We start from the raw sequence: 26,815 nt of genomic DNA, 5'->3' as shown, positions 1-26,815 counted from the left end.
CTTTACGCAATAAAATCAATCAGTTTGAAGCCGATATGCGCTAAATTTACCAGCATCGTCTTCTGATTATAGAAAGGAAATGCTTTGAGTGGTTGCTTTTCAAATCGATATCCCCCTGCACTTCCCGTAACGATCAATTGTGCCAATAACATACCGAACAATGTCGAGAGAGAAGCGCCATGTCCGGTGTAACCGGTTGCAAAATATGCGCCTTCTTTGGTGCGGCCGATAACCGGAAATGTATCAATGGTAACCCCGATAAATCCTCCCCAACGGTATTCAATATTGCTACCTGCCAATTTCGGCATCACGTTAATCATCGCATCGTAAACTTTTTGATACACGCCATCACCTAGGTTTGGGCGAATATCGCCACCGCCAAATACGATTCGATTATCTGGAGTACGACGGAAATAGTAAAGGAAGCTACTTGTATCAAAAACCATGCGATCCTTAGGAATGACTGTATTCAACAATGATTCTGGAAGCTGTTCAGTAGCAATGATTCGTGCGGAAATGGGCAAAACGCCTTTATTTAGTTCATTCATGATTTTCCCAGAGTAACCATCAGTAGCCACAATAATATCTTTGGCAGTAACTGCACCTTTTTCTGTTACCACTTTCACACTGTTTTGACCATACTCAATAGATAGCGCTGCAGTATGTTCAAAGATTCTTGCACCGATAGTTTTAGCTGCTTCTCCCAAACCAATTGCATAATTCAGAGGCTGGAACGAGTAACTCGAATTGTCGACTAGGCAACCATGATAAAGTGGAGAATCGATCTCTTGATGCAATTGACTTCGGTCAAGTACGCTTGATTCGTACCCGAAATTCTTGTTCAAGTATTCGCTTTCAAGTTTCAATCCTTCAAAGTGCTTGGCTTTGTAGGCTGCCACGATGTGACCTGTCTTTCTAAAGTCACATTTAATTTGATGCTCGTCTATCATTTTTTTTACCAGATCGATACTAAACAACGAGAGATCGTTAAGCTGTCTAGCCTCGTCGGGACCATACTTTTTTGCTAGCTCCTGCATCGTAGGCTTATACCCTGGCAATACCATCCCGCCGTTACGACCGCTGGCGCCATATCCAATCGTTTCTTGCTCCAGGACAATGACATTCTTACCTAATTTCTGTAAATGATAAGCAGAAGAAAGGCCTGTGAAACCAGCGCCAATAATGACAACATCCGCCTCTTCATTTCCTTCTAGTGGCTTTCCTTTTTCATAGCTGTTTGCAGTAGCTGTCCACAGTGAGAGGGTATCCATTCGATCCATCATAACCATAGGCTGTTCTTCTCCTTTGGTGACAGGTATGTTACACTACCGTCAAGAATATTCGCACTTATTAGGTTCATGATATGAAATGGAGCGTTCTCCCAGTCAATAGCCATTTGAGTACGTTTTCATAAAAAAAATGGAGTAACTCCACTTCTTTTTTCATCGGGGGTCATCTATGAAAATTGGTACATTTGCAAAGCTTTTTCATGTTACGACTGATACTGTTCGTTATTACATTGAACTGGGATTACTAATACCAGACAAAAAAAACATCCATTATCAAATGAATCAATTGTGTCTGGATGACATGGCTTTTATTACTGAGCTTAAAAAATTTCATTTCTCACTGCAAGAGATACATCATGTTCTGTCGTATCGGCGTGTCACAAACTTCTCGGACCATGAGGATATCGATTACTACAACAACTTGCTAATCGATAAAAAGAACCAGCTGATCAAGGAAAAAGACGATATTTCAAATGCTATCCTATCAATTGAAAAAGCTGTTCAAAGCAGCTCTCCCTCATCAAGTGAAATGAATTTTACAGGAATCCCATTCTCCTTTGTACATCTGTTTTACTGTCCGAAGTGCCACGTTCCACTTGAAATGAAAAATGTGACGATTAAAGAAGGCTACATTCATACGGGGAGCTTAACTTGCAATTGTGGATACCATGCAGCTATCGAGGAAGGCATTATCATTACCTCGAACTTGTACGAGACCTCTCCTTATCCGTCTTATTTTTACGATAAAGAAACGATTCAAGAGCTCAATCCCAGTATGATTAACTTATTTGAAAAAAGTAATTTATGGCTGCAAAAAGTTCTACAAAATGCAGACTTGAAGAACAAATTAATTGTTGAAACAAACGTGGATGCTGTTGTGTCACTTCCCAAATATATTGATCTGCTTGAAACTAGTGCGTACTATGTATTCAGCGGCTATTCACTAGCTATGCTCAAAAAGCTTAAAAAAAGAATTGAGCGTATGAACTCGAAGCTGAACGTCCTTTATATTTTGAATTCTGATCTAAATCTGCCACTTAAACCGCATTGCATCGATGTTTTTGTAGATAGTTTTACTGCAAATGATTTTTCGTTGCTCAATCCGCAGTTTCCCATCCATGTTCTAAACAACTATTTCCATAGCAGTTCAACAATTGTCGGCGGGTACTCCTACTATGACAGCTCTGCCAAATCCTTGAAAAATATTACAGCCTTATATCCAAATTCTCACGAACATATTTTATATCCAAAATATCTAGAAGAAAATCTATCAGTCAATGGATTTGAAATAACGCAAAACGAATATCTCGGTTACTGTACAGAACCAGGAATTTTCTTTGATTATCATGTAATGAACGAAAAATTCCACATGCAAATGTACATGGCGCGTGTGAAACAATAGCACGTGCAGATTTATGGTTACATGAGCGGCATAAGGAGGTGTACGAATGAGTCTATTAAAAGATATTCAACAAACTGTCCAACAGGTCGCTGAAGCTATTTCAGCTGTACTTCAAATCGAAACGGAGATCGTGGATGATGAGATGACCATCATCGCCGGAACGGGAAAATACAAGGACATGATCAACATGAAGGAAGAGGAAGGTAAAGTCGAGGCAGGCTACTTGTACGGACGTGTGATCCGCACAAACCAGCCTTATTTTGTGGAGGATGCTCGCAACGACCCCTCCTACGACCCTTCTGTGCTCATTGGCTTGGCAGATGAATGGGCAGAGATATGCGCTCCGATCCATTACAATGGTTCCGTCATTGGCGTCATTGGATTAATTGCTTTTGACGCGAAACAGCATCAATCACTAGTGAGTAACAAACTGGTCTTGCTCCCCTATCTCCAAAGAATGTCTGAATTATTGACGAGCAAAATTGCAGAACAAGCCGCTCTCAATAACTGGATCAAAACGACTCAAAAACTAGAGGTCTTAATCGGCTCGATCCATGAAGGGATTATTGCCATCGATGAAAATGGGATCATCACAAACTGTAATCAAACCGCACAACAGCTCGTCCAAAAGGATAAAGACGAGTTGATCAACATGCCTATTGAAAAAATTTGGCCACAATCTCCAATGCTAGAAGTGATCCAGTCGGGTAAAGGGTACATTGAACAGGAAGAGCATTACCAATGTGAACAGCATGACATGCATTTAATCGTAACCGCACGCCCCATCACTATCAACGCGGAAGTCGTAGGGGTTGTAGCGACTTTTCGCAGAATGGCAGATGCACGACGACTTGCGTATGAACTGACTAGTGAGCCAAAGGATTTGTATTTTCCGGAAATTTACGGTAAAAGTCGCGGGCTATCTCTCGTCAAAAAACAAGCAGAACAAGTCGCTAGTGGCACATCCAACATCCTCATTACTGGCCAGAGCGGGACAGGAAAAGGTATGATGGCTGCAGCTATACATTCGGCAAGCAATCGACGGTCGGGTCCGTTTATCATCGTCAACTGTGGAGCGATACCTGAGACTCTATTAGAAAGTGAATTGTTCGGTTATGCTAGCGGAGCCTTTACTGGAGCCCGACGGGAAGGCAAAGCAGGGAAATTCGAATTGGCAGATGGCGGAACGATCTTTTTAGATGAGATTGGTGACCTGCCTCTGCATCTTCAAGTAAAGCTGCTCCACGTCTTGCAATCGAAACAAGTAGAACGTGTGGGCTCAAACCGGCTGATCAACGTTAACATCCGGGTAATCTCCGCCACCAACAAAGATTTGGAGGAAATGGTTCGAACAAAAGAATTTCGCGAGGACTTATTTTTCCGGTTAAATGTGATTCCACTGCACATGCCGCCCCTCTCTGAACGCGCAGATGACATTCCTCTGCTGATGGTTTATTTTCTATCCAAGTACAGTCAGATGTCTGTGCACAGTCCACTAGACTTTTCACCAGAAGTAAAACAGGTGTTCATTAACTATCACTGGCCTGGTAATGTGCGCGAACTGGAGAATGCTATCGAATACGCGGTCAACATGACCACCTCGTCATTGATTGACATCGAGAGTATCCCTCCTCGCATTAGAAATGCGAGTTCGCCACTCCCTCCCTTACAAATAGGACTGGACCAGCATTCACTAAAAGACATGATGCAAGAGCATGAAAAGCAGATTTTGATAGAGATGTTAAAAAAGTACGGGCATGGTCTAGAGGCAAAGCGGATCATTGCATCCAGGTTAGATATCGGACTCGCGACATTATATCGGAAAATAGAGGCTTACCAGCTTCTCACTGATGAGAAAAGCTAGTAAGAAAGGAATTGTTACTGTGTTGGAGGCAAGTAAGAGTTCCTATACTTTCCGAGATAACAAAAAAGAGGTGCCTTATAAGCACCTCTTTTCGCTGTTCGTTAGATTTGGTTTAGTTAGTTACGAAACCATCCGCTTGGCTTGACCTGTAAGTTGATGTTAATCTGTTTTACTTCTGTGTATGCCTCATATCCGAATGTGCCTAGCTCACGGCCGATACCGCTTTGTTTGTAGCCACCCCAGGGGGCTTCGTTAAAGGTAGGGTGATACGTGTTAATCCATGTAATACCTGCTCTCAGCTTGCGGATTACTCTTTGCGCTTTGGCTCCATCATTCGTAAAGACCCCTCCCGCTAAGCCAAACCTCGTACCATTTGCTAAGCGGATCGCTTCTTCTTCCGTCGAAAACTTTTGGACCACCAAGACCGGTCCAAAAATCTCTTCCTGAACTACTCTCCATGAAGAATCTGTTGCCTCCAAAATAGTTGGTTCTACGAAAAATCCGTTGTTCAATCCATTGTCTAGTAAGCGATTACCACCGCACAAGAGCTTTGCCCCTTCATCCAGTCCAAGCTGAATATAAGACAATACGCGATTCATGTGAGATTCAGAAATCAGTGGTCCCATCTCAGTTTGTTCGTCCATTCCATTGCCAATCACGATTTTTTTCGCACGCTCGACAAGTCGGTCTAGGAAACGATTGTATACACTCTCTTCGAGGATTAATCGTGATCCGGCTGAACAAACTTCCCCTTGATTTGCGAAAATAGCAAACAAGGCATAATCCACAGCAGTCTCAAAATCAGCGTCAGCAAATACAATATTCGGGGACTTTCCACCCAGCTCGAGCGAAAGCTTTTTCACGGTATCTGCAGCGTTTTTCATAATCGTAATGCCTGTCTCGGTTCCTCCAGTGAAGGCAACCTTGTCGACCAGCTCATTTTTGGATATCTCGTCGCCGACCTCACTTCCAGGTCCAGTCACCAAATTGGCGACTCCAGCGGGCAAACCGGCTTGTTCCAAACATTCGAATAGCATAATCGTCGTGAGTGGGGTTAGATCAGCCGGTTTAATCACGATTGTGTTCCCTGCTGCCAGAGCGGGTGCGATCTTCTGTGCATTCATAACGAGCGGGTAATTCCAGCAAGTAATTGCCCCCACTACCCCAATAGGTTCTCGTACAACAAGCGCTTGAATATCGTCGGGCACGTCATACGTTTGACCTTGGGGTTTTGTGCACAGGCCTGCGTAATAACGGAACTGGTCCACAGCATCTGAAACATCGTTGGTGGATTCTCTTAGTGGCTTCCCGTTATTTTGTGTGTCCATTTTCGCGAATTCTTCTGCTCTTTGCTCGATCAAATCAGCGACACGATTCAGGAATGCTGCCCGCTCACGAGCATGCGTCTCAGCCCATCCCGATTCATCAAACGCACGTCTAGCAGCCTTGATTGCTCTTTGCGCATCTGCTCTTCCGCCTTTGGTTACGATGGCAATCGTCTCACTTGTTGCTGGATTCAGAACTGGAAAGGTTTCTTGCGATTGAGAATATACCCATTCTCCATCAATGTACATCTGCTTGATCTGCATGCTCATGTATCATTTCTCCTTAGCGTAGTACTTTCGTTTCCTTGGAAAGTTGAGCAATGCCTTCTTCGATGCAAGCGAGTACATAATCAATTTGTTCGTAAGAAATGATTGCAGGTGGCTCAAGACGAATTACCGTAGCGTTATTTAACGTACCGCCAACTAAGATCTTTTTACCAAATAATCGTTTTGCCAATGTATAACCGAGACTGTTATCAGCAAATTCCATTCCGATCAAGAGACCTTTTCCACGCACATTGACAAAAATATCCGAATGACGACTCTGAATCTCAGACAACTGTTTCATGATATAATCGCCTTTTTCTTTCGCCATTTGGGGAATATTGTCTTCCAGGATCGTGTGAATCCCAGCAATAGCTCCAGCGCAGCACAGCGGATTTCCTCCGAATGTTGACGAACCGAGCAGGAATGGATTTTCTTCCATTTTCCCCCACCACTTTTTCTTTGCAACCATTGCTGCGATTGGCATTACGCCACCACCAAATGCTTTGCCCAAGGTCATGATATCAGGAACCACATCCCAGTGATCTACACCAAACATCGTTCCGGTACGACCCATTCCCGTCTGGACTTCATCGACAATCAACAGGCATTCGTACTTATCGCAAATTTCGCGCAGACGAGGCAAATAGTCATCTGGTGGAATGTTGACTCCACCCTCACCTTGGATCGGTTCGACGATAACCCCTGCCACAGTTTCCCCAGTATTGATGAGGATACGAATAGCTTGCTCGACTGCATCTGCATCTCCAAAAGGTACATGCTGGAATCCAGGCACAAGCGGCAAATACGGTTCACGGAAGGTACCTTTACCCGAAGCTGATAGGGAACCCAACGTTTTGCCGTGGAAGCCTTTTTCTGTAGAGATGAAATACTTTTTCCCTGTTGCAAGGCGTGCCAGTTTTAAAGCCATTTCATTTGCTTCAGTGCCGCAATTGACCAGGTAGGAGTGCTGTAAATCTCCCGGTGTAATATAAGCAACCAGTTTAGACAAGTAACCGCGTAATGGATCAACCATTTCTTGGCTATGGAGAGCATATCTTTTAATTTGTGCCTCAACAGCCTTAACTACCTTTGGATGGCGATGACCGAGCAAATAGACGCCATAGCCTCCAAGACAATCGATGTACTCGTCGCCCATCGTGTCACGGAAAACGGCAGCTTCATCCTCCCACTCTACAACGGAAAAGTCGTTTGAAACGGATTTACGATGAGCCAAAATAGCTTTGGTTACATAGTTGCTAAAATTATCAACGGAATCCGATACAATTTTCTTCTTTTGATCGACTGAAAGTGTTTCGCTTTGTATAAACTCTAACACTTCCGCGGCTAATTGCAGGGATTCTTCTCTTGATTTGCGTTCCATTTGTATCCATCCTTTTTGTTTGTTGTTTTGACAACATAGAATTATTGCAAGGATGGTGCCAACCGGAAACGAGGGGTTTTTCGGCTATTTCCAATTGATTTTCTCAAGTTTCAGAATATAAATGACACCTTGCCTCGAAATGCGTTTCTTATTGTTGAGAACATGTATTTTTTCATTGAGAAACATTTCTTGCAAATGAGAAACATTACGTGGATTGTTTATTCGTCATACCCAAAATGTTTAGTTGAATCTAGTTCAAAAAAATTCGAAATATATAAAATTCGAATGCTATAATAGTCTTGATGGATAGGTCGGCATCTAGAGATGATAAAGGAGGATTTGATATGGCTTCTTTTCGTGAAGAACGGGCACTTGAGAAGAAGATGAATATACTTAGAACGGCAGCTCAACTTTTTAACGAAAAGGGATATCATGGAACCACAATAGAAGATATTGCAAATCAGATGCGCCTAACGAAAGGTGCCATTTACTATTATGTAAACAGCAAAGATGATTTGCTTTACCAGTGCCACAAAATGATTGCTACTAAATGTATAGAACAAATCAAGCAAATTATTGACAGCGAGCATCCGGTCTCCAAAAAACTTGAATTGGCAATTGAGTCCCTCATTCTGAATATTACAGAAGAAAAAGCGGTGTTTAATGTCATTAATCGTCCCAGCATGGTATCCGAAGAATTCCGCATTAAAGTATTGGAGCAAAGGGCGGAATATGAACGATATTTTCAATACATTATAGAATCAGGCATTGAACAGGGCGTGTTCCAGACGGAGAACTCCACGTTAACGCGATTATTAATGCTGGGTGCGACCAATTCCATTGCCAATTGGTTTTCACCGGATGGTCAATTAGCAAGTAAGGAAATCGCAGAGTTTTACAGCAAAGCATTGGTGAAATCCGTACTACAATCAAAATCGTGTTGAAAACCATATGTATCTTTCTTAGGATGGAACGCCCTGTGTCCTAGCGTAGTCTGTATCCATTAGTACAAGGGCGGCTCCACCGTCATTTTAAGGCTTTTCTCCACTATTTCCTTGCATTTTCCCTGGAGCACAAACCCAACGAAATGCGTCCACGAGTTGATAATTCCCTCTCAGGATACCGTCCATATATGAATCCCACTCAGATGAATGTTTTGCCTGTTCGAGCAATTGTGAGACAGCTTCATGAACAGATTGTTCAACAAGGTATTCCATTTGCAAACGTTTGAAAGGGATTAATTCCCCTGAATCTTTCAGAAAGCTATAGTGTTTCATTAAACATTCAACGAGGGTATCCATTCCATCTCCGGTATGTGCAACGGTCTTAATCACGGGTATTTCCCATTGGTCTGTATTACTTTTAAAATGAAGCATGGATTGTATGGAATGAACGACAGCCTCAGTTCCCTCACGATCTGCCTTATTGACGACGAAGATTTGTCCGACTTCCAGTATTCCTGACTTAATGGCCTGGATGTCATCGCCCAATCCGGGTGCAAGCACTATCATGGTGGTGTGTGCAAACTTGATAATTTCTATCTCCGATTGTCCGATACCGACTGTCTCCACGAGTATGAAATCGAATCCTGCAGCGTCCAAAAGGCTGATCGCATCCCCTGTCGTGCGGGAAAGTCCGCCCAAATGTCCATCACTTGGTATACTTCGCATGAAAACTCCCAAATCGGATACCGATTCCATCATTCGGATGCGATCCCCAAGTATTGCTCCGCCGCTATACGGGCTTGAAGGATCAACTGCCAAAATACCTACCTTTGCGCCGGATTTTCTGAGTGTTTTGATTAATTGATTGACAAGTGTAGATTTTCCAACCCCGGGTGACCCTGTTATTCCGATGACATGGGCTTTTCCTGTACGTGCTATCATTTTTTGTACGATTTCTCTACCGATCGAGTCTTCTGCTTCGACATGAGTCAACCCACGCGCAACCGCCCGAAGATTTCCTTCGCATATTCTCTTCACCATATCGTCGCTATTCATGTTACCCTCTTCCTTATCAAACATGTCTTTGGTCAATGACCCGACGCGCTTTTACATCGAAACGTTCCAAGGTCTCAGGCTCCAATATTTCCAGATTAAAGCGAATACCGGTTTGGGCGCGCAAATGCTCACGAACATGGGTTTGGAGTTTTTCCAACGCAGCTTCACGTTCATGTGATTGAATCGAACCAATCCAATCAGGATGATATTCAACTTTGACGGTGGCCTCATCCATGTGGGAAATACGTTCAAGCACAATTCTATGTTCATTGCCCAGACCTTCAACTTCCAGCAAACTGCGTTGGATGGTACTTGGATATACATTTACTCCACGAATAATCAACATATCATCCAATCTGCCATATACTCCGTTAGGTAGGCGAGGATAGGTCCTTCCGCATGGACAAGCTTCGGTAGTCACATGGGATTCATCTCCTGACCAGAACCGAATCATTGGTTGTCCCTTTTTTTTGAGATGCGTGTAAATGACGCCCCCGCTTGTTCCTTCGGGGACTGCTCGATTAGGATTCTCTTTGTCTACAACTTCTGTGTAGACTTCATCCTGAAGCATATGCACCCCGTTCTTTTGTACACATTCCACATTCGTTGCCCAAGGTGTCATCTCGCTGGTAGTCGCGCAGTCCATCACATGAATCCCCCAGCCTTCTTCAAGAGCTTTTTTGATACCAGGGATGCCAGCGCCCGGTTCCCCGATAAAGATCCCAATTCGCAGTGGAGAGTTTTGTGTATCGTATCCTAATCTTCGAGCCTCATCCATTAAGCGGAGTGCAAATGTAGGCGTCGTAATCAATACACTCGATCCAACCTCGTACATCAGGCGAATGTGTCGCTCAGTATTACCTGCTCCTGGCGTAAACACGGTAGCACCTAATCGTTCACTCCCCCACAGAGACCCCCATCCTCCCATAAACATCCCTAAATCCGTACTGATTTGAACTACATCCGTACGCCTCACTCCTGCTGTAAATAAGGCTTGTGCCATCACTTCTCCGATGTACGCTATATCTTCTTTGGAGAAAAGGTAGAATGTTGGTCGCCCAGTTGTGCCGGAAGAGCCGTGGATGTGCGCTCCGTCTTCGGGATGATATCCCAAATAACGTCCATAGGGAGGGTATTGTCTTTGTTCTTCTCGTAAAATGTCCTTTGTAATGATAGGTACCTTGGTGGTGAAATCTTCCAGGGTGTTTACCATGGATGGATGAAAGTGGTGGTTATCGTAAAACTCGCGATAAAAAGGAAGCTGATGATACACATAGTCAAGCTGTTGTTTGATGGATCCGAGAATAATTTCGTTGCGCTGGTCGACCGGCATCGTTTCTTTTTCTCTATCCCAGTATTCTTTGATTGCGTTTTCCATAGATACCCTCCCTATGTGCAAAATGGTATAGAGAGCATTTTAGTGATTGATTATGGATCTTGATCCTCGAAACTCAATTTACAAATGAACTTGTTCTTCTATAAAGTCGGCAATATCCGTCAAGTTTGATCCAGTGCCAAAGATACGGGATACACCAGCATTTAATAACTGTTCCTGCTCTTCGTTCGGTACAACCCCTCCCAGAATCACGATAATATCCTGCAATCCTTTCTCTTTTAGACGCTGCAAAATACGAGGAACCATCATCAAGTGGTTTCCTGAGAGACTTGACAGTCCAAGAACTTGTGCATCCTCTTGGGCAACTGTATCTGCTATGGCATCCGGTAGCTGATTCCCAATGTAAATGACATCCATCCCTCGTTCAACCAGGTAGCGACTTACCATTACAGCTCCTCGATAATGAGAATCCAATCCCATCTTTGCCATTACGACACGAATTTTGCGTTGTTTCATTGTGTCACCTCCCTTCTAAAATAAAGGCTGATGCCAGCCCCCATGCAACTCACGAAAAACATTTGAGCATTCGCCTACCGTAGCTCCTACCTTCACGGCCTCTATTAAAAAAGGGATGGTATTTAGGTTGTTTTGAACAGCATCTCGAAGCTCCGCTATTGCATGATTAACATTTGTCTGATTCCGCGAATGACTATTCTTTTCAATGTTTGCGGTTTGTCTAGACAAAGTTTCCGGAACCTTGAAAGTTCCAATTTCAATAGGAGCACTTTCCGTATAACAATTCACCCCTACCACTTTACATTTGCCTTGCGTTATCGCCCGTTCGCGTTCATACGCGGTCTGTATCAGTTCGTTGTGGACCCATCCTTGTTCCACTGCTTTTACAAGACCGCCAAGTTCCTCGATTTGAAGAAGGTATTTCTCCATTTTTTCTTCAATCGCATTCGTAAGGCTTTCAATATAGTAGGATCCACCTAATGGATCAGCAGTTTTTGTAACACCTGTCTCTAACAGAAGGATCTGCTGGGTTCTAAGTGCCGTGATCGCAGATGCTTCCGTTGGTATACAAATCGCTTCATCGTAGGCACTTACATGGAGACTTTGCGCACCTCCCAAAACAGCTGCCAACGCATGGTAACTACTCCGGATAACGTTGTTTATAGGTTGTTGGGCGGTTAGAGCGGAACCTGATGTTTGTACATGAAAACGAAGCATTGAACTGCGGAGATTGTTTGGTTGAAAACGTTCCTGAAAGAGACGAGCATAAATCCTTCGAGCAGCACGGAATTTGGCTATTTCTTCGAAGAAGTCGTTGTCGGAACTAAAGAAAGCAGAAAGACGTGGTGCAAATTGATCAATTTCACATCCGCGCCGAATCATCTCATTAGAAGTCTCCAGTGCATTAGCAATCAACAGAGCTGCCTCCTGAACAGCATTGGCTCCAGCTTCACGGTAGTTATATCCTGTAAAACTTATCGGATTCCATTTTGGAACATGCTTTGTACAATACTCGACTACATCCATTGACAGCTTGAAGGAAAAACTGGGGTGAAGCGTGTTAGGGGCGGTAAGGATAACCGTTTCCATCATGAAATCGTTTTGCAGAGTACCTTGTAGATCGTGATAGGAGTAGCCCTTACGCTCCGCTGCTGCCAAAAACATTGCAAAAATCACGCCTGCAGCAACCGGATGTGATAGGACTAGAGAAACACTTGTCTGGTTTAACGGAATTCCATCAAATAACGTCATCATGTCTTCCAATGTATCGATTGCCACTCCTCCTTGCCCAACATCACCTTCTGCAAAAGGGTGACTGCTGTCATATCCTCGATTCGTTGGAAAATCGAAAACACAATTGATGCCGGTGGCTCCCTGTTCGAGCAGGAGTCGGAAACGATGATTCGTATCCTTTGCAGTTGCAAAACCCGCTAGTTGTCTGAAGGTCCATGTTCTGCTCCGGTACATATTTGGATGTATGCCTCGAGTAAACGGATATTCACCCGGTTGCCCTAGCTTGGCCGGATCGTCCTGGTCAATGCTTAGAGACGTATAGTAGGGTTGAATCGGAATGCCTGATTCCGTGGCAAATTCTAAACGATGCTGTTCATTATCAACGGGATTCTGATTTGAATGTTTAGACAATTACTTTCCCTCCTTTAAGTTGACTTTATTATCTGAAGGCAGTGACATCATTTAAAAACATTGGGTATTTTTTTGACTATCTGTTTAAATTTTATTGTAGAAGTCGGTTTAATATGTTATCTACGTCTATGAAAATTATCTGATTATAAAATGAAAGTCACTGATGCTATAAAAAAAATACAACCGGACATGCCCTAACTCCGGGCTTTCCGGTTGATCTATGATAAATGCCTTATCTTATGAGAATTCTCCATCCTGAAACACAATTTTACCATCAACCATCGTTAATTTTACGATTGTGTCTAGAATTTCTTCACTTGGAACAGCGAATAGATTCCGATCAAGAACAACAATATCCGCCAGCTTCCCCACTTCCAGGGTACCCAGCTCATGTTCTCGAAACGTACCGTATGCGGGTGTCACGGTATACCCTTTTAACGCGTCCGCCAATGAAATGCTCTGTTCGGGATTCCACTGCTGCACGTTACTGTTATCGATGCGAGTAACGGCACGATGAATCTCTGGCATCGGATTTAATCCAACGATAGGAAAATCGCTGCTAATAGCAACTTTTGCTCCTGTATCCAGGATCGATTTGGTCGCCCATGCGTATTTTCCACGGTCTTCACCAATGCAGGAGATATAGGTTTCCCGATCAGCAGCATACATGTGATCAGGCTGAATAGACGCGATAACACCCAATTCTTGAAAGCGATGGATGTCATTCGGGTGAATCACCTCGATGTGTTCAATCGAATGTCTCGAATCTCGTATCCCGTTAACCTTTTGTGCTTCTTCGAAAGCGTCCAATGCCAAGCGCACAGCTCCGTCGCCGAGGGCATGAAACCGAATACTGAAACCTTCCTTGTCAGCGTCTGCTACCCATTTTTTGATTACGTCTGGAGGAAAAGCGGTGTCTCCGCATGTATCCGGTCTGTTCGAATACGGCTCGAGCATATGTGCAGTATATCCAGTCACCACTCCGTCGACAAACTGTTTAAGTGCAACAACTCTCAGCATACTTGACTGATACGTTTCTTTTAAGCGTTTGGCTCGATCCAGATCACTATTCAATACTGGAAGTAAATGAATACGAGTAGTAAGACCGCCATTATCTTCAAATTCTTTGAATATCTCGTAATCCTCCAAAATCTCATAGGCTTCGGTTGCATACAGATCATTCATGGCAGTGATACCAAGACGGGCAGCATGTCGGAAGAAATTAGTAAGCGTCTTCATTTTCTTTCCTTTGGATAAATGGTAGGCCTTGTTTGTAAATAATGCCATCGCGTGTTCGTAAATGATCCCTGTTGGTTCCCCGTTCTCATCCTTCTCAATGCTCCCGAACTGAGGGTTTTCCGTGTCTTTGGTGACGTTACACACTTCCAATGCTTTGCTGTTCACCCAGGCATAATGCCCATCATTCTGGAAGAGTATTGCTGGCCGGTCCGGCAAAACTTTATCCAATGAGGAGCGGTGTGGCAGCTGTTTATTCTGCCAATATCCCGCATCCCAGCTAAATCCGATGATCCACTGTTCCTCCGGACGCGATTCGGCGTATTCCTTAACCATTTCTGCAGCCTCTTCTTCTGATCGTGCATCATGCAAATAAACGCTATCGAGAAAGATAGAGCCCAAAATAATATGAAGATGAAAATCGTGAAATCCTGGCATAATCAATTGATCATCAAACCGATAGATTTTGGTTTCTGGACCGATCCATGGCTGCAGATCTTCCTCGGAGCCTATCGCAGCAATCATGTTGCCACAAATTGCAATCGAAGCTGCAACGGGCATATCGGTAAGTCCAGTAAACACGGCATTGCTGATAAGAATCACATTTGCTTTTTGCTGGTGTTGCATAGACATTGGCGATCATACTCCTCTTTCATTTTGGTTTTGGTTTGATCGAGGTTATGCCTCGATATTTCCTCCCCGCTCCACTTCATCGAAGTTAAGTTCAGGCGGACTTTTTGTAAACATCCTTGTCCGATACATCAGATAAAGCAATCCGCAAGCTGACCAAATACCTCCAAGTATCAAAGAGTGTTTATCCAAACTTGACCAGAGCCAGATCGTAAAACCAGCTCCAATCAAGGGGAGAATAAGATATAGAAACGTCTCTTTTGGCGAACGAAGATGATTTCGGATGAAGTAATGAGCAATCACGGATAAATTAACGAACGTAAATGCAACAAGCGCACCAAAATTAATGAATGAGGTAGCTGTAACCAAGTCAACAAAGAGTGCAGAAAGGGAGAGAAGTCCGACAATAATCACATTGTAGACCGGTGTTTTATATCTTGGGTGAATAAAACCAAAAACTTTCTTGGGCAGGATTGAATCTCGTCCCATCGCATACAGAAGACGAGTCACGCTTCCTTGAGAGGCAAGGCCAGATGCCAGACAAGCGACTAATAAAGCTGTTGTGAACAGGGAGCTTAAGAGGTTCCCACCGACAAACTCCATAATCTCAAACGCTGCGGTATCCGCATTTTTGAACGATGAAAAATTCGGAAAAACCATATGTCCAAGATAGGCAATAAAGATAAACAACGCACCGCCAAAAAGCGTAACGAGCATAATTGCCCTAGGAATTACTTTGTCGGGCTTTTTTGTCTCTTCCGAAAGAGTGGTTACCGCATCAAACCCCAGGAACGAAAGACATAACAGAGATGCTCCCGCCATAATCGAACCAAGCGGCACATCAGGATTGAAAAAAGGTTTGGCGGAAAAGAAGGTGCCTGTTCCCATACCATTGCGAATTCCTTGAATAGATAACACCACAAATAGCATAATCACCAGAAACTGATAAATGACAAAAATGGTATTGATGCGGGTAGCCATCTTGATTTCCAAAATGTTGATACCTGTAGTGACAACGATTAATCCGATAACCCAAACAGCAAACGGCATATCAGGAAAGTAAAGTGAGAGATAAAGACTCCCCACTAAATAGTTAATCATGGGTAAAAATAAATAATCCATTAGAATTGCCCAGCCAACCAAAAAACCAATGTACGGATTGATCGATTTCTGCGTATACGTGTAGGCGGATCCAGAAATCGGGTATGCCTTTACCATTCTTCCATAGCTGTAAGCAGTAAAAAACATAGCAATCAAAGCAAAAATATAGGCAGTCGGCAGCATTCCCTGGGAGGTCTGAGTAGCAATTCCATACGTTCCGAACACCGTCATGGGGGCCATGTAGGCCAGGCCGAAGAAAAAGACATGGAAAAGGGAAAGGGAACGTTTCAGCGACGCTTTTTGATTCAAAATAACTCAGCCTCCATTTATCAGCCAATCAGGGATTGATCTAGCCCCGATTGGCTGAAAACTTGGCGACCTCTGCCCTGTTGAATACCGTTCTGAGATCGCCGCAGCATACACGACTCTTTTTTCCACTGTCTTATCCAAAGTTGCTACTTGTCTACATTCTTGGATCCATCATCATATGATCTGCATCCAGAAAAATGAACGAACATTCTGTTTAATTAGATGCTATTTAGTTCTTCTGGTACACTATTTCCCCGTCAAGAACGGTAAGCTCCACTTTCACATCTTGAATTCGCTCCGGCTGAATATCAAGGATCGGCTCACTCAGGACAACCAAATCGGCCAGCTTTCCCGTTTCAATACTGCCTTTAATGTCCTCTTCGAAACTGGCATAGGCCCCGTTCCAAGTAAATAGTCTGATTGCCTCCATTACGTTAATCCGTTGATTGGCTCCAACCACTTGACCTGATGGGCTCAGTCGACTCACCGCTCCATAGATTCCTAATAGCGGATTATATGAGGTAACGGGACTATCCGATCCACCTGCAGCGACAACTCCACTATCGATAAAGTCTCGGGCTGGATACTGATAATTGACCCGGTCTCCATAATGTTTAAGATAAGCATCCCCATACTCAAGGAAGAACGCGGGGTTAGGGATTGGCACAACCTCCAACTGCTTCATGCGTTCAATCAAATCCGGCATAGTTATACCGGCATGTTCTATGCGGTGCCGATGGTTTGTTCTCGGATGCTTCTTTAATGCTTCTTCAAAGCAATTCAGCATCATTTCGATCGCCCGGTCTCCTTGAGCATGTGCTGTAATTTGAAATCCTTTTTCGTGAGCCTCCCCTAAAATACGATTTAATTCTTCCTGGGAATAATATAGAATTCCAGATTCATTCGGATTGCTGTTATAAGGCTCTCTCATTGCCGCGGTCGGGCCGCTGCTGCTTCCGTCCGTAAACACTTTGACAGGGCCGAATCGAAATCTATCGTCGCCTGAACCGGTTATGTTTCCCGATTCAATGACCTCGAGCATTTCTTCATGTGTTTCGGATTTATCAAACTTAGCAATCATCGCGTAGACCCGAAGTTTTACTTCTCCGGAGCTAACTGCTTCTTTCAATACCATGATATTGGTACCTCCGGCATCGTGAATACTTGTAATACCGGTTGCAAGCATTTGTTCGGAAGCAAGCGACATTGCCTTTCTCGTTTCTTCCAAGGTGTATTTAAATAACTTCCCCATCACAGGTTCCCTGGCGGTTTCATATAAAACGCCCGTTAGCTCTCCTTTCTCATTCCGCCCGATTTTTCCGCCCTCAGGATCGGGAGTCGTTTCCTGAATACCCATTATCTCCAGCGTCTTGCTGTTCACAATCGCAATATGACCACACGCTCGCAAAATGACAATCGGATTCTCCGAGGTGATCTGATCCAGTTCTGACTTTGTTGGTAGTCTCTGTTCAGCAATTTGCCTCTCATTGTAACCGAAACCTCTTACGCACTTACCTTCCGGCGTTTTTTGAGCTTCCTGACGCAAGGCTTGTAAGGCATCATGAACCGATGTAATACTTTTTTCTTTAAAATCGACACCATTGTTCCAAGTGCTTGTATATTCGAGGTGAGTATGTGAATCAATAAAACCCGGGAGTAAGCTTCTTCCCCTGAGATCGATAACTTGAGTAGAATCACCGATCCATTTATTTACTTGCTGGTTGGATCCTACGGCAACAATACGGTTTTCTTTTACTGCGACCGCTTCCGCTACCTCGTTTTGTTTGTTAATGGTAATCACTTGCCCGTTTAAAAAAACAAGATCTGCATGATTCATTGGTTATACCCCTTTCAAAATGGAATTCGATGAGGTTAAAAATTGTTCTAGTAATTTGGGGAAGATATGGTTTCTTTTTTGGCAACGCTGTTGCGAGTAAGCGCACTGACTACAAAGGTGATAAGCAGATTCACGAAAAGCGCGATAAATCCGGTGTTTAAATCTTTCACAGCTTGCGGCAAATCGGGGAACAACGTCCCAATCGTCGTCTTGGAAATCGTCAAATAGGCTACGGTCGCCACGCCGCATAAAATTCCCCAGGCAGCTCCATATTTGTTGACCGGGTTGTTGTTCGGCAGCAAACTACACAAGAGTGCCGGAAATAACTGCGTGATCAAACTAAACGACATCAGCAACAAGGCGTACAGGGCATTGCCTCCATTAATGACAAAGTAAAGAGAAATCAACGCAACGACCGGAACGGTTACTTTCGCTACCTTGGCTATGTGCTCCTCGCTGCTTGACTTGGCCAATGGCTGATAGATGTTTTTCGCGAATAATGTCCCGATGGTTAGCAGGAAAACGGAGGTAGGCACCAGAGCGGTTAACAGTCCGACCCCGCCGATCACCCCGATGAACCACGGGTCAAAAGTCTGAATGGAAAGCCGTAACAAGGCTAAGTCACCTTCCGCCCCCTTTAAGCCAGGAACTTGCAGGATGGCCGTATAGCCTACCAAAAAGACGAATACAAGCATCAAGGTGTACAACGGCATGATAATCGTATTGCGGCGAAATACTTTTACGCTCTTAGCTGATAACGCTGCCGCAAAAAGCCCTGGTTGCATGTAAAAACCGACTACTGTCAACAAAACGGTGGAAATAACCCAACTGAGGCTCTGTCCCTTGTCAGGCAATGTCAGATGACCCGGTTTTGTCGCCTGAATCGCTTCAAACATCGGCTTAAACCCGTCATAGTAGTGATAGGGCAAATAAATCCCCAGAAATACCACGATCATCACGATTGTGATGTCCTTGATAATTGCCGTCCGAGCGGCGCCATGAATCCCGGAAATCATAACATAGACCGTAACGACTATGGTCCCAATCCACATGGCCAACGTGGGAGAAATCATCCCATAAGAAGTTTCCGATACGATAATACCAAGCCCTTTCAATTGCAGGACAACTATCGGCACAGAACCGACCATCCCGACGACGGCGACCAGCATACCCAGCAACGAACTCTCATATTTGCTGCGGAAAAAGTCGGAGATCGAGACGATCCTGTGTTCTTTGGCATACCGCCAAATCGGGGGCAGCAAATAGTAAGAAAAGACATAGGCCAATGTCAAGTACATAAGGACGTAATAAGCAGGTGAGCCGACCTGATAAATCATCCCGCTGCCGCCAAGGAATGTGAATGTCGTAAAAAATTCGCCTGCAAGCAAAAGAAACACGAAAACGGTTCCAAAACCGCGACCTCCAACGGCCCATTGTTCCAGATTCATTTTTTTACCCCAGCCCGATTGAATGGCTAGAAAAATAGCCGCGATCAGAAAGGCAAGCATAATTAGCATAGCGCTGATCATCAGACTTCCTCCTCCCGATTAGAAGGATCAAGGAAATTGACGATGGCCATCACGACCGAGGTCAGAATGACCCAAAGCACGATCCAAAAGAGTAAAAACGGCAGCCCTAACACCAAAGGGGTGGCCTTGTTGGCAAAAGGGAGTCCGCCAAGCATACCAATAAAAGGTATGAGTCCCAATACATGAATCGGTTTCATGAGTTACCTCCTTCATCTTTTACCTATAAAGGGAATGAGCGCCAAGCTTGGAAATAATACATGATGAGGGAAGTCGAAACAATTCATAAACGATCCAAAACAGAATAAACGGCATACCTAGGACAAACGGGGGTCTCTGTTGGCAAATAAGGCGGTCCCTCCTACTATTCCGATAAAAGGAAATAAACCCAATACATAATAGACTTTTATCCAAACACCTCCTTTGATTACATAAGCAATTCTGTTCGGTGTCCTTTTCCATTAGCAAAACTCATGCCAGTAATTAGTATTGAATGTATAACAAAAAAACATGAAATCTATTGTTATTTTCATAAAATTTAAACTATTATAGTGTTTAACGATCTAAAACCGTTTCGAATGATGCGATTATGGTTCGTTCTTTTCACTGAATTTCATAACTTCCCTTTTAATTGAACCGTTTGTGGTTCGAAACCGGATGCATTCTAAGGAGGTTTCAAGCGATGAACAACATTCCTGGCCAAATTGAAGCAAAATATCTCCTGAAAATTCTGGATACCATTAGCAGCGGGATTAATATTTGTGATGCAGACGGAACGATTATTTGGGTGAACCTAGCGGGTTGCAAGATTCTAAACAAAAGCAGGGAAGAATTGATTGGCCGTAATGTTTACCTCCTGAATAAAGAAGGAGCTTTTACTCCTTGCGTAATCGAAATGACTGCACAAGCCAGACGCCCGGTAACAGCTGTGCAAGAAATTACCGGGCGGCATAAGGTGACGGTCTCTGGCGAGGTCATCATGGATGAGCAGGACAACCCCGTATACTTTGTGGCACATGGTGACGATATTAGCAACTGGATGGAACATGTTTCTACCATTCAATTGGAGGATTTACGTCCCGTATTGAGTCGGTATTTACTAGAACTAAACAAAATGAGCACTCGGTTTATCCTGTTCAACGAGGAACAGCCCCTTGTTGGACAAAGCAAAGTACATAGTTTACTTGTGGATATATTGGAAAGAGTAGCGAGCGTAGCTTCAACCGTGCTTATTACAGGAGAAACAGGAGTTGGAAAAAGTCTGGTAGCCAAACGTATTCACGACTTGAGCGAACGACGCAATCAGCCATTTCTTCACTTGAATTGTGCAGCCATTCCGGATTCACTTCTCGAGTCGGAATTGTTCGGCTACCACAAAGGAGCCTTTACTGGTGCTAATTCAACCGGCAAGTCAGGATTGGTCAAACTAGCCGAAAAAGGAACGCTCTTTTTAGATGAAATCAGTGAACTTCCCCTACATTTGCAACCTAAGCTCCTTCAATTACTGCAAGACAAAACCTATATGCCACTTGGCGGTTCACATATAGAAAAGGCTGATGTTCGCATCATTGTAGCGACGAACCGAGAGATTGAGGATATGGTAAAAGAGGGGAAATTTCGCGCAGATCTGTATTATCGTCTTCATATTTTGCCAGTTGAAATTCCTCCTCTGCGTGAGCGAAAAGAAGATATTTTTCCACTCCTCCACTTTTATTTACAAAAATATAACCAGATGCACGGCCGCACTCGGACCCTTTCGACGCAAACAATAGATGCCTTGCAGCGTTATCAGTGGCCGGGAAATGTACGCGAGTTGGAAAATACGGTTGAGCGGCTCGTCATCATGGCAAAAGAGGAAGAAATTTCGATTCATGATTTACCAAAGCGTTTTCTCTTTGCCCATGCGGAAAAAGAGGCTTTGGACTTTTTGAAAAATGGCAATACGTTAAGCGAGGTTCTCGAAGATGTAGAGAAGAGAATCATTGAACAGGCATTTAAGGAGCATAAGTCTACCCGAAAAACGGCAAAAGTCCTTGGAATTACCCAAACATCGCTGATACGCAGGTTAGGTAAATATCATATCCGCAACGAAATGAATCGCTAAGGCACGCATCCGGAGTGAAAACTAGTGATACTGCAACAGGTAGACAGAAAAAATGACACCCGGCTTTTTTGCGCCGCGTGCCTTTTTTTCTTGCTCTTTTGATCCTTATTATTCTTTGGCCTGCTCATCTCACTACAAATCATTTTTCTTCTTAGAAAACTCCCCTAATTGATGAAGCACATGACATGTGCACGAGATTCCTTTATAAAATAGCTCTACTACCATATTCTCATTCGGTGCATGATTCGCCTCATCTGCATTGGCATACGGGACCATCACAGACGGCACCCCGAGGATTTGTGTCCAGACATAATCGGGCAGGCTGCCCCCTACACCAGGCACTAGTAGTGGATCGATTCCGTAAGCATTCCCTACGCCTTCTACGACCACTTTCACAATTTCCAGTTCAGCAGAAGTACGTGAAGGCCTCATGTCTCCCTGATGCAAAACGTTAATGGAAGGAGCGTACTTCCTGACGTGGGAACACAGTTTTTGAAATATGTCATCCGGATCCTGATCGATGACAAGGCGAATATCCATTTTCACGCTCGCTTTGGCAGGAATGATCGTCTTTGAGCCATCTCCTCCGTATCCACTGTGGAAACCACAAATATTAAAAGTAGGTTCCAATGATACCTGACGATAGTAGGTTTCGGAATCCTCTTCGATATCCGGGTATCCGATCTGCTCGATCAACTCATTGCGATCAAAGGGCAATTTGCGAAACAGATCAAGCTCATAGGCGGTTGGCTTGCGGATGTTATCGTAGAATCCTTCGATCAGAACTCTGCCATGCTCATCGCGCATCGTTCTCAACAGGTCGATCAGCATCCACGCCGGATTTGGTGCGATATTACCCATATTTCCAGAATGATGATCCCATTTGGCTCCGTAAGCGATCATTTCAACACCTAGAATTCCCCTGACACCGAGTTCGACAGAAGGAATGCCGCTACCATGCATTGGCCCATCAGATGTATAGACAAGGTCACACGCTAATAGTTCTTTATGCTCGGCAACGAATGCTGCGAGATGTGGGCTGCTGTTTTCCTCCTCACCTTCAAACAATAGTTTTACATTTACTGGGAGCTCTCCAAAACTGTCTAAGTACGTTTTAATTGCCAGCACCTGTGCCATCAATTGTCCTTTGTTGTCTCCTACTCCACGGCAATAAATCCTTCCCTCACGTATCGTCGGTTCAAAGGGCGGTGACTGCCATTCTTCCACCGGATCAGGCGGTTGCACATCATAATGTCCATAGATCAAAACGGTAAACGTATTCTCAGCCTTAAGCCATTCCCCGTACACCACAGGATGTCCCGCTGTTTCCATCAATCGGCTCTGTATACCACATGACTGCATCATTTCCAGTAACAACTCTGCGCATTCTCGTACGCCCTCATTTGTGGTGCTGATGCTTTTCTGTTTTAGCAATGCAAACAATTGTTGCAAATAGTCTGATTTTCGCTCTTCTAGCAATCGTTCAACCATTGTCAAGCTCATTTCTTTTTCTCTCCCATCTTCAGCTTCCTTTTCTCATCATCCATAGAGATGACAAGCCACACTATGCTCACCCGTCACGTTCAGCATTCGAGGTCTGCTTTCTTTACAAATTTCCATCACGTTAGGACATCTGCCCGAAAAAGCACAGCCCTGTGGCGGATTGATGGGCGACGGCACATCCCCCTGCAAAATAATCCGATCCTTTCTCAGCCGCGGATCTGGAACTGGGATCGCGGATAATAGCGTTTTGGTATAGGGATGTAATGAATTAGCGAATAATTCTTCAGTCGTCGCAAGCTCAGCCATTCTCCCCAAATACATGACGCCTACTCGATCGCATATATGTCGAACAACACCGAGGTCATGGGAGATGAACAGATAAGTAAGCTGAAACTCTTCTTGTAAATCCTGCATGAGATTTAATATTTGCGACTGGATCGATACGTCCAATGCAGAGACGGGTTCATCTGCCACGACCAGCTGTGGATGCAGGATCAGCGCACGAGCTATGCCGATTCGTTGCCGTTGTCCTCCCGAAAATTCGTGGGCGTATCGGCTGGCATAGTTGTGATTTAATCCGCAAACCTCCATGATATGACGTATTCTTCCCCACCGTTCCTGCGCAGAGCCAATCCTGTGGGCTTTCAAAGGCTCATCGAGAATCTCTTTTACTGTGAGCCGTGGATTTAGTGAAGAGAACGGATCCTGGAACACCATTTGGAAATGTTTGCGCTCTTGTCTCAATTCGCTTACAGATAAAGAGGACAACTTCCTGCCTGCAAAACTGATTTCACCTGATGTCGGTTTGAGAAGCTGCATAACAGCCCGTCCTGTGGTTGATTTTCCGCAGCCTGATTCTCCGACAAGTCCCAGAGTCTCTCCTTGCCTGATAGAAAACGAAACATCATCCACTGCCTTCACTACACTCTTTGATTTTGCATACAGCTTACTCTTGGACGGAAAATACACCTTTACTTCTTTTATTTCCACCAGTGGTTCCACCAAAGCACCTCCTAATGATGCTAGGCATACAGCCAGCATCGACAAGTATGATTTTTTCCGACTACTACTTGCTGTGGGTCATCCTCCCAGCATCGGTCAAAGGCACGACCACACCGATCAGCGAAGCGGCATCCTCTGGTAATCATCCCTGCTGGTGGAACTTGCCCCTTGATTGAATACAAGCGATTATTCTTTTCCGTTATCGAGGGCATGGACTTAAGGAGACCGATTGTATAAGGATGCTTGGGGTCATGGAACAAATCGTCCACATCAGCCTCCTCTACCATTTCGCCTGCGTACATCACTAGAACACGGTCACACAACTCAGCAACTACCCCTAGGTCATGGGTGATCAAGATGATGGCGGTGTTTGCGTTTGCCTGCAAACTTTTCATCAAGTCCAATATTTGCAGCTGAATCGTCACATCCAGTGCGGTAGTCGGCTCGTCAGCGATTAATAGCTTGGGTTCGCACACCATTCCGATCGCGATCATGACTCGTTGCCTCATGCCACCAGAGAGCTCGAATGGATAGCTAAGATAGACTTGCTCTGCTCGGGATATTCCAACGCGCTTCAGCATCTCGATGGACAGTTGTTTGGCTTCCTTCCTGGAGGCATGTGTATGCAGCAGGATAATTTCATCGATTTGCCTGCCAATTGTAAAAAGTGGGTTTAAGGAGGTCATAGGCTCTTGAAAGATCATCGATATCTCGTTACCGCGCACTCCGCGTATCTCTTCCTCTGACAATTTGGTCAAATCAACATTGTTGTAAACGATTTGTCCACTAGAAATGCGGCCTGGCGGGCTTGGGATGAGGCGCATGATGGATAGAGATGTGATGCTTTTGCCACACCCGGACTCACCTACGATCCCCAAGGTTTCACCCTCATGAACCACAAAAGAAACCCCGTTGACCACAGTGATCTCTTTCTCATCTTTTGTAAATGACACCTGTAGTTGGTTGACCTCTAAAATCGGCTTTTTCATCCTATTTCTTCTACTCCTTTAGCTTGGGATCGAGTGTATCTCGCAGCCCGTCACCAAACAGATTGAAACAAACGACAGTAAGCACAATGGCTATCCCTGGAAAAAAGGTAGGATAGAATAAAGACCGGCTGTTATCTTTGGCCGCACTTAACATCGCTCCCCATTCCGGCGCCGTAATATCCCCACCCAACCCGAGAAAGCTAAGAGCAGCACCCAGCAGAATAGCAGTTCCAATTCTCATGGTCAAATAAATCATCACGACAGGTAGCATGCCAGGCAAAATATGCCGCATGATAATCACAAAATCCGGCACACCGATAGATTTCGCTGCCTCCACATACGTCATTTGCTTGAGTGATAGGGCGCTGCCTCTAACGATGCGGATGAAGATGGGAACTGTAAAAACTGCTACTGCAAAAATAATGTTGGCCATTCCAGGTCCCAATACGGCAATAACTGCAATCGCGAGCAGAATCCCTGGAAAGGCAAGCAGGATATCGGTCAGACGAGTAATGATCGAGTCGACCCACCGTCCGTAATAACCGGCCAATAGTCCAAGCAATGTACCGAGAATAGCCCCTATCCCGACAGAGACGAATCCGATGAACAAAGTTGCTCGTGTCCCAGCCAAAACGCGGCTAAAAATATCCCGATTCTGATGATCGGTTCCGAACCAATGAAGAAGGGATGGCGGCTGATGTTTGCTGCTATCCTGCAACGTAATTTGTGATTGGGAAACCAGTATTTGAACGAGGACTGGATCTTTCATCGCTGTCTCAACCGCAATAGGCACGATTGTCGATATAGACCCGAGTGATACTTTTACCTTGCCAGTTCCTCTCCCGAGCGCAGTCACGATTCCGTCCTGATTGACTCGTAACACCTCTTCATTTGTGGATTCGTAATGAACCTGCAGTTGCTCCTTCTTTTTCTTTCCTAACAAAAATCCACTGTTGCCTTGAGATACGGAGTTGTTCGCGCCCTGTAATTGCTGCAGGTTGCTATGAATTTGTTCCAGGCCAACCAGCTTTTCACCATTGGAGAGCCGAGCCTCTAGTTCAAGCTGAAAGTTGTCACCCTTTTTTACAGTGCTTGTCGGACCGTGCAGCAGTAGTTGCGTGATGACCTTCGATGTGCCCTCTACGGATACGTCTACCTGGACCTGAGTAGAAACGTTGTCTTTTGCAATCAACGCCGTCGTGCTACCTTGGCCTACCGGTGTGACGATGGCCTCCCCTTCGGAATAGCGGACATCCGCGATCTGACGGTTCGTGCTTTGCAGTGCAAGATCAGATAAAGGACGCTTTGTTCCATCACTCATCTTCCCGATTACCTCTATCACCCCAGTCATTGCTTTTGTGGGGTTGATCCCTTTTTCCTCATACTGTTCATTGACAGGTCTGTTTGGATCAAAGGGTGTGATCCACGTGCCAGCCAGCCCCAGCAGGAAGATGCCAACCAATACCCAGAAGGCTGCAAGCGCCATCGTTTGTTTCTTGAACTTTACTAGAAACAGCTGAACGGGTGATTGTCGTTTCATCCCCACCTCCTGCG

20 protein-coding genes are annotated in these 26,815 nt (G+C 44.5%); 4 read left to right on the top strand and 16 right to left on the bottom strand.

All coding sequences use genetic code 11. The features are described from left to right. Nucleotides 1-2: 2 nt before the first annotated feature. Nucleotides 3-1,289 carry an NAD(P)/FAD-dependent oxidoreductase gene (locus AN963_RS08160; RefSeq protein WP_055743998.1) on the bottom strand — a complete coding sequence of 429 codons (1,287 nt, stop codon included), beginning with the start codon at nucleotides 1,287-1,289 and terminating at the stop codon, nucleotides 3-5. A 169-nt stretch (nucleotides 1,290-1,458) separates the two neighbouring features. On the opposite strand from AN963_RS08160, the gene AN963_RS08155 reads away from it, so the two are divergent. Then, nucleotides 1,459-2,691, top strand: coding sequence for a MerR family transcriptional regulator (locus tag AN963_RS08155; protein WP_055743997.1), 1,233 nt, complete (start codon nucleotides 1,459-1,461; stop codon nucleotides 2,689-2,691). Nucleotides 2,692-2,737: 46 nt separating this feature from the next. After that, nucleotides 2,738-4,555, top strand: coding sequence for a sigma-54-dependent Fis family transcriptional regulator (locus AN963_RS08150; protein ID WP_055743996.1), 1,818 nt, complete (start codon nucleotides 2,738-2,740; stop codon nucleotides 4,553-4,555). 116 nt (nucleotides 4,556-4,671) lie between these two features. Here AN963_RS08150 and AN963_RS08145 read toward each other — a convergent pair whose 3' ends face one another. Together AN963_RS08145 and AN963_RS08140 are read right to left on the bottom strand one after the other, a co-directional pair. Further along, a complete protein-coding gene (locus AN963_RS08145) occupies nucleotides 4,672-6,144 on the bottom strand; it encodes an aldehyde dehydrogenase family protein (RefSeq protein ID WP_055744502.1) in 1,473 nt (490 codons plus the stop codon). Nucleotides 6,145-6,163: 19 nt separating this feature from the next. After that, nucleotides 6,164-7,528, bottom strand: a complete 1,365-nt coding sequence (locus tag AN963_RS08140) for a putrescine aminotransferase (RefSeq protein WP_055743995.1) — start codon at nucleotides 7,526-7,528, stop codon at nucleotides 6,164-6,166. Nucleotides 7,529-7,872: 344 nt separating this feature from the next. Here AN963_RS08140 and AN963_RS08135 point away from each other — a divergent pair, with 344 nt between their 5' ends. Further along, nucleotides 7,873-8,472 (top strand): TetR/AcrR family transcriptional regulator, encoded by a 600-nt coding sequence (locus tag AN963_RS08135; RefSeq protein ID WP_055743994.1) that lies wholly within the window; start codon nucleotides 7,873-7,875, stop codon nucleotides 8,470-8,472. An 87-nt stretch (nucleotides 8,473-8,559) separates the two neighbouring features. Here the strand turns inward: AN963_RS08135 and meaB are convergent, their stop codons facing one another. The 9 genes from meaB to AN963_RS08090 form a co-directional block, all read right to left on the bottom strand. Beyond that, a complete protein-coding gene (gene meaB, locus AN963_RS08130; RefSeq protein ID WP_055743993.1) occupies nucleotides 8,560-9,528 on the bottom strand; it encodes a methylmalonyl Co-A mutase-associated GTPase MeaB in 969 nt (322 codons plus the stop codon). Nucleotides 9,529-9,544: 16 nt separating this feature from the next. Beyond that, nucleotides 9,545-10,906, bottom strand: a complete 1,362-nt coding sequence (locus AN963_RS08125) for a phenylacetate--CoA ligase family protein (protein ID WP_055743992.1) — start codon at nucleotides 10,904-10,906, stop codon at nucleotides 9,545-9,547. Nucleotides 10,907-10,984: 78 nt separating this feature from the next. After that, nucleotides 10,985-11,380, bottom strand: a complete 396-nt coding sequence (locus tag AN963_RS08120; protein ID WP_055743991.1) for a cobalamin B12-binding domain-containing protein — start codon at nucleotides 11,378-11,380, stop codon at nucleotides 10,985-10,987. Nucleotides 11,381-11,395: 15 nt separating this feature from the next. Further along, complete coding sequence (locus AN963_RS08115; RefSeq protein WP_055743990.1) at nucleotides 11,396-13,024, bottom strand: acyl-CoA mutase large subunit family protein; 1,629 nt, start codon at nucleotides 13,022-13,024, stop codon at nucleotides 11,396-11,398. Nucleotides 13,025-13,261: 237 nt separating this feature from the next. After that, nucleotides 13,262-14,893, bottom strand: a complete 1,632-nt coding sequence (locus AN963_RS08110) for an amidohydrolase (RefSeq protein WP_055743989.1) — start codon at nucleotides 14,891-14,893, stop codon at nucleotides 13,262-13,264. Nucleotides 14,894-14,938: 45 nt separating this feature from the next. Next, the gene (locus AN963_RS08105; protein ID WP_055743988.1) at nucleotides 14,939-16,300 is read right to left on the bottom strand and encodes an APC family permease; all 1,362 of its coding nucleotides are present in this window, start codon (nucleotides 16,298-16,300) and stop codon (nucleotides 14,939-14,941) included. Nucleotides 16,301-16,529: 229 nt separating this feature from the next. Continuing rightward, complete coding sequence (locus AN963_RS08100) at nucleotides 16,530-18,137, bottom strand: amidohydrolase (RefSeq protein ID WP_055743987.1); 1,608 nt, start codon at nucleotides 18,135-18,137, stop codon at nucleotides 16,530-16,532. Between the two features lie 47 nt (nucleotides 18,138-18,184). Next, nucleotides 18,185-19,663 carry a sodium:solute symporter family protein gene (locus AN963_RS08095; protein ID WP_201783745.1) on the bottom strand — a complete coding sequence of 493 codons (1,479 nt, stop codon included), beginning with the start codon at nucleotides 19,661-19,663 and terminating at the stop codon, nucleotides 18,185-18,187. Between the two features lie 2 nt (nucleotides 19,664-19,665). After that, nucleotides 19,666-19,863 carry a DUF3311 domain-containing protein gene (locus tag AN963_RS08090; RefSeq protein ID WP_055743985.1) on the bottom strand — a complete coding sequence of 66 codons (198 nt, stop codon included), beginning with the start codon at nucleotides 19,861-19,863 and terminating at the stop codon, nucleotides 19,666-19,668. A 482-nt stretch (nucleotides 19,864-20,345) separates the two neighbouring features. Here AN963_RS08090 and AN963_RS08085 point away from each other — a divergent pair, with 482 nt between their 5' ends. Next, nucleotides 20,346-21,767, top strand: coding sequence for a sigma-54 interaction domain-containing protein (locus AN963_RS08085; protein ID WP_055743984.1), 1,422 nt, complete (start codon nucleotides 20,346-20,348; stop codon nucleotides 21,765-21,767). Nucleotides 21,768-21,899: 132 nt separating this feature from the next. Here the strand turns inward: AN963_RS08085 and AN963_RS08080 are convergent, their stop codons facing one another. Genes AN963_RS08080 through AN963_RS08065 form a run of 4 tightly spaced genes read right to left on the bottom strand, consistent with a single transcriptional unit; the run spans nucleotide 21,900 to nucleotide 26,801 of the window. Then, nucleotides 21,900-23,270 carry a M20/M25/M40 family metallo-hydrolase gene (locus tag AN963_RS08080; RefSeq protein WP_055743983.1) on the bottom strand — a complete coding sequence of 457 codons (1,371 nt, stop codon included), beginning with the start codon at nucleotides 23,268-23,270 and terminating at the stop codon, nucleotides 21,900-21,902. A 36-nt stretch (nucleotides 23,271-23,306) separates the two neighbouring features. Beyond that, a complete protein-coding gene (locus AN963_RS08075) occupies nucleotides 23,307-24,275 on the bottom strand; it encodes an ABC transporter ATP-binding protein (protein ID WP_055743982.1) in 969 nt (322 codons plus the stop codon). 17 nt (nucleotides 24,276-24,292) lie between these two features. Next, entirely contained in the window at nucleotides 24,293-25,261 is a 969-nt protein-coding gene (locus tag AN963_RS08070; RefSeq protein ID WP_055743981.1) for an ABC transporter ATP-binding protein, read from the bottom strand. A 10-nt stretch (nucleotides 25,262-25,271) separates the two neighbouring features. After that, entirely contained in the window at nucleotides 25,272-26,801 is a 1,530-nt protein-coding gene (locus tag AN963_RS08065; protein ID WP_055744501.1) for an ABC transporter permease subunit, read from the bottom strand. Between the last annotated feature and the right edge of the window lie 14 nt (nucleotides 26,802-26,815).

Origin of the sequence: Brevibacillus choshinensis, assembly GCF_001420695.1 — a bacterium.
In the GTDB taxonomy this organism is placed as follows: domain Bacteria; phylum Bacillota; class Bacilli; order Brevibacillales; family Brevibacillaceae; genus Brevibacillus; species Brevibacillus choshinensis.
This window is presented reverse-complemented; position numbering and strand designations above follow the sequence as displayed.